The sequence below is a fragment of the Streptomyces lonarensis genome, from assembly GCF_012033735.1.
In the GTDB taxonomy this organism is placed as follows: Bacteria; Actinomycetota; Actinomycetes; order Streptomycetales; family Streptomycetaceae; genus Streptomyces; species Streptomyces lonarensis.
Map to the genome: position 1 here is coordinate 1 of NZ_JAAVJD010000348.1, position 3,841 is coordinate 3,841.

Genomic DNA, 3,841 nt, shown 5'->3' on the forward strand with positions numbered 1-3,841 from the left:
CGCCGCGGCTCCGGTCGCCCCGTTCACCGCGCCGCCGTCCCCGACGCGCCCCGCCGCGACCGCTCGGCGAGCACCGCACGCGCCGCGCCGTCCGGTCGATGTCACGTCACGCCCGGCCCGCGGCACCACTGCCGTGGGGCAGCGACCGCCGACCGGGTGCGTCGCGGTAGGTGCGCACCCGGGGACAAAGAATGACCAAAGCCCGTCCACCGGCCGCGTCAACGGGCCCGGGACGGGTAACGCCAACGCAGAGGCGGAGCCACCCGGACACCACCGGGCGACGCACCGCGCGGGCCGGGGGCACCCCGCCCCGAAGACGTCCATGCACGGCCGCCCCCGCGCGGCCCGCGGCACGATCGGTGGGAGGCAGGCGGATGGCAGTGCTCTCCGAGTTGAAGGACCGTCACCGGACGGAAGTCGAGCAACTGCTCGCACGCTCCGTGGAGGCCGAGGTGCGCCGTTCCCAGGGCAGCGCCGACGGCGCCGCCCTGCTCCAGCGGGCGCGGAGCGCGCTCGACCAGCTCCTCCACCCGGCCGCCGAGGAGTGGGCCCGCTACCAGCAGGCGGAACGCGACAACGCCCCCCGCCGCCTGCGGGACCGGTTCGACGCCGCCGCCGTCGGCGGACTCGTCACCACCACCCTCGCCGCCGCGCTGGCCGCCCTGCTGACGGTCGCCGCCACCGACACCGCGGGCGACGCCACGCTGGTCGCCGCCGTGGTGGCGGCCGCGGCCGTCACCGCCTTCGTCCTCCAGGCCGTCGTCGCCCACCTCTGGACCGCCGAGTCCCAGGCCGGCAGCCGCAACCAGCCCGGGGGCGTCGAACAACTCCGCCTCGCCTGGCTCACCGCCGTCGAGGTCCGCGGCATCCGCCCCTGGCTGGAGCAGCAGCGCGCGCTGACCGCCCGCACCCGGGGCGGTGGGGGCGCCACCACGCATCTGCCGGCCCAGCGGACGCCGAGCCGCCGCAGCAACCGGGGCGACGCCGCCCGAACCCGCGCCCTCCTCGGCAGATCGTTCGACCAGCTGCCCGACCGGGGGAAGCCGTTCATCGGACGGCGCGACCAACTCGCCGACATCACGCAGTGGGTCAACCGCGACCGGGCCCGCACCGACACCCGTCCCACCGTCGTCGTCCTCCACGGACCGACGGGCTCCGGCCGCACCATGCTCGCCCGCTGGGCCGCCCACGAACTGCGCTCGCTCTTCCGCGGCGCCTGCCTCGCCGACCTCCGCGGCCACAGCGTCGACGAGATCTCCACTCGCGACGCCCTGCTCCACCTCATGAGCCGCCTCGGCGCCCCCCAGGACCAGCTGCTGTTCCGCGAGGGCACCGCCCGGGGCGCCGACGGCGAGGCGCAACTCGGCCGCCTCGTCGAGCGCTACCGCCGCCACCTCACCGGACTCCCCGTCGTGATCATCCTCGACGATGCCACCGACGCCGCGCAGGTCCGCACCCTCGTCCCCGAACGCTCCAGCTCGCTGGTGCTGGTCACCACCACCGAACCCCTCGACCTCGACGACGCCCCCGCCTCCGTCCACCACCTCGCCGTCGGCCCCCTCGACACCCCGTCCGCGGTGGAACTGCTGCGCACGACGCTGCGGGAGACCACGACCGACACCCCGCCCCCGCCCGACGACGATCCCTCCTGGACCCGGCTGGCCGAGGTCTGCGCCCGCCGCCCGCTGCTGCTGCGCATGGCAGGGCCGGGGCTTGCCACCCGCACCCCCGACCAGCTGGCCGCCGCCCTCGCCGCCACCAGCCCCGGCGCCGGGACCGCCCCCCGCACCGCGGCCGACACCCCCGCCGACCCCGGCGCCGACACCGGGCTGCTCGGTGACACCGCGGGAAGCGCGGCGGCGCGCGTCCTCCACGCCCGCTACGCCGAACAGAGCGAGGACGTCCGCCGACTCCTGCGCCGCCTCGCCCTCGCCGGCCGCGCCAGCCTCGGCCCCCGCGCCGCCGCCGCCCTGCTGGACCGGCCGCAGAAGGAAGCCGCCCGCCATCTCGGCGACCTCGCCGAAGCCGGCCTGATCCGCACCGTCCGCGGCGACCGCTTCCGCCTCCACGACCTCGTGCGCCGCTTCGCCCGCGCCCGGCTCGCCGAGGAGGAGACCGCACCCGACCGCGCCGCGGCGCAGGAACGCCTCATCCGCAGCTACGCCGAACTCGCCGACACCGTGATCCGGCTGGTCGACGGCAACACCTCCACCCGCGCCGACCTGCTGCCGGCCGCGGCCGGCGGCCACGGCTTCAGCTCCGTCAGCGCCGCGCTGCGCTGGCTCGACGACGAGAGCGACTTCATCACCGCCACCCTCCGCCACGCCGACGAGGGCGTCGACCCCGAAGCGGTCCAGCACCTCCTCGGCGCCCTCGCCGACTACTGCCTGCTCCGCGGCGACCTCTACCGGCTGGGCGAACTCAACGAACTCGCCCAGTCCGTCAACCAGGGGCTGCTCACCCGCTCCGTCACCTGGCGCACCGGTGTCGCCGAACGGCAGCTCGGCGAACTCGACAAGGCGCACTCCACCCTCTCCCGCGTCGTCAACCTCTACCAGGAGGCCCGCAACCAGGCAGGCGCCGCCCGTGCCCTCCGCGACCTCGGCATCACCCTCCAGCACCAGGGCCACCTCGCCGAGGCCCTTGCCAAACTGACCCAGGCCCTCGACCTCCAGCCCCGCGACTCCCTCCCCGGCGACCGGGCCTGGACCCTCCACGCGCTCGGCGCCGTGGAACGCGAGCGCGGCCGGCTGTCCACCGCGGCGGAACTCCTCGCCGAGTCGCTGGAGCTCCACCGCGCCAGCGGCTCGGTCCACGGCGAGGCCTGGGCCCGCCTCCACCTCGGCCAGACCGCGATGCGCCGCGGCGCGGTGGCCGAGGCCGAGACGGAACTCCGCACCTCGCAGGAGCTGTACGAACGCTCCCGCGACGTGCGCGGCCAGGCGTGGGCCCTCACCCAGCTCGGCACCGTCCGCGTCATCGCCGGGGACAGCGCCGCCGGCGAGGACCAGCTGCGCGCCGCGCTCGCCCAGCACCGCGAGAACGGCGACACCCGCGGCGAGGCGTGGACCCTCTTCCACCTCGGCCAGGCGCAGGAGGACGCCGGCAACCTCAACACCGCCATGCGGACCCTGGAACGGGCCCGCACCATGTTCAACCAGATGCCCGACCGGTACGGCGTCGCCTGCGCCCGGCACCACGAGGCCCGCGTCACCCGCGACCAGAAGGCCGAACGCTCCGGGTCGCTGCACAACAGCGGCTTCGCCCGCCAGCTGCTCGCCGCCGCCCGCCGCGACTACGAACGCGCCGGCGTCCTCCACGGGCAGGGCTGGACCGGTCTCGAACTCGCCGTCATCGACGCGGGCAACGGCCGGCCCGACCGCGCCCTGGAACTCGCCGACGAGGCGCTGGGCGTCTTCACCGCCGGCTACGGGGAGGGCCGGCCCGACGTGCGGGGCGCGGAGTGGGCGCGGTTCCTGCGCAGCACCCTGCTGCCGCTGGCCTCACCCGGCGGCGCGGAGGCCGGTGAGGTCGAGGCCCGTGAGGAGATCGAGGCGCTGCTCCGCGAGGAGGACGGCCCCTGGCGCGACCCGCAGCTCACCCTCGCGGTGCACAGCTACTCGCTGATGCTCGGCCGGGGGCAGGGACTCGACGACCGGGGCTGGTCGGCCTGGCGGCTCGGCATGGTGCCGCGCCGCGCCGCCGCCGACGTGCTCGGCGTCGGCTGAGCAGAGAAGCCGCCACGCGCCGCGGGCCATCGGCAACGACCGGAACCGGTCGATGATCCCCTTCTGCATGTCCTCGGCGATGCCGGCGCTGGCGCCGGCGGTGGCGAAGGTGA

The 3,841-nt window shown here is 76.3% G+C and carries 1 protein-coding gene and 1 pseudogene; one reads left to right on the forward strand and one right to left on the reverse strand.

The features are described from left to right. Positions 1 to 374 precede the first annotated feature (374 nt). Positions 375 to 3,728, forward strand: a complete 3,354-nt coding sequence (locus HCN56_RS24205) for a tetratricopeptide repeat protein (RefSeq protein ID WP_209313136.1) — start codon at positions 375 to 377, stop codon at positions 3,726 to 3,728. A 15-nt stretch (positions 3,729 to 3,743) separates the two neighbouring features. Here HCN56_RS24205 and HCN56_RS26795 read toward each other — a convergent pair. Beyond that, a pseudogene (locus HCN56_RS26795) lies at positions 3,744 to 3,841 on the reverse strand (ABC transporter permease); the annotation flags it as partial.

Coding starts and splice junctions, on each gene's coding strand:
- HCN56_RS24205 (WP_209313136.1), top strand. CDS start 375: ATGGCAGTGCTCTCCGAGTTGAAGGACCGTCACCGGACGGAAGTCGAG.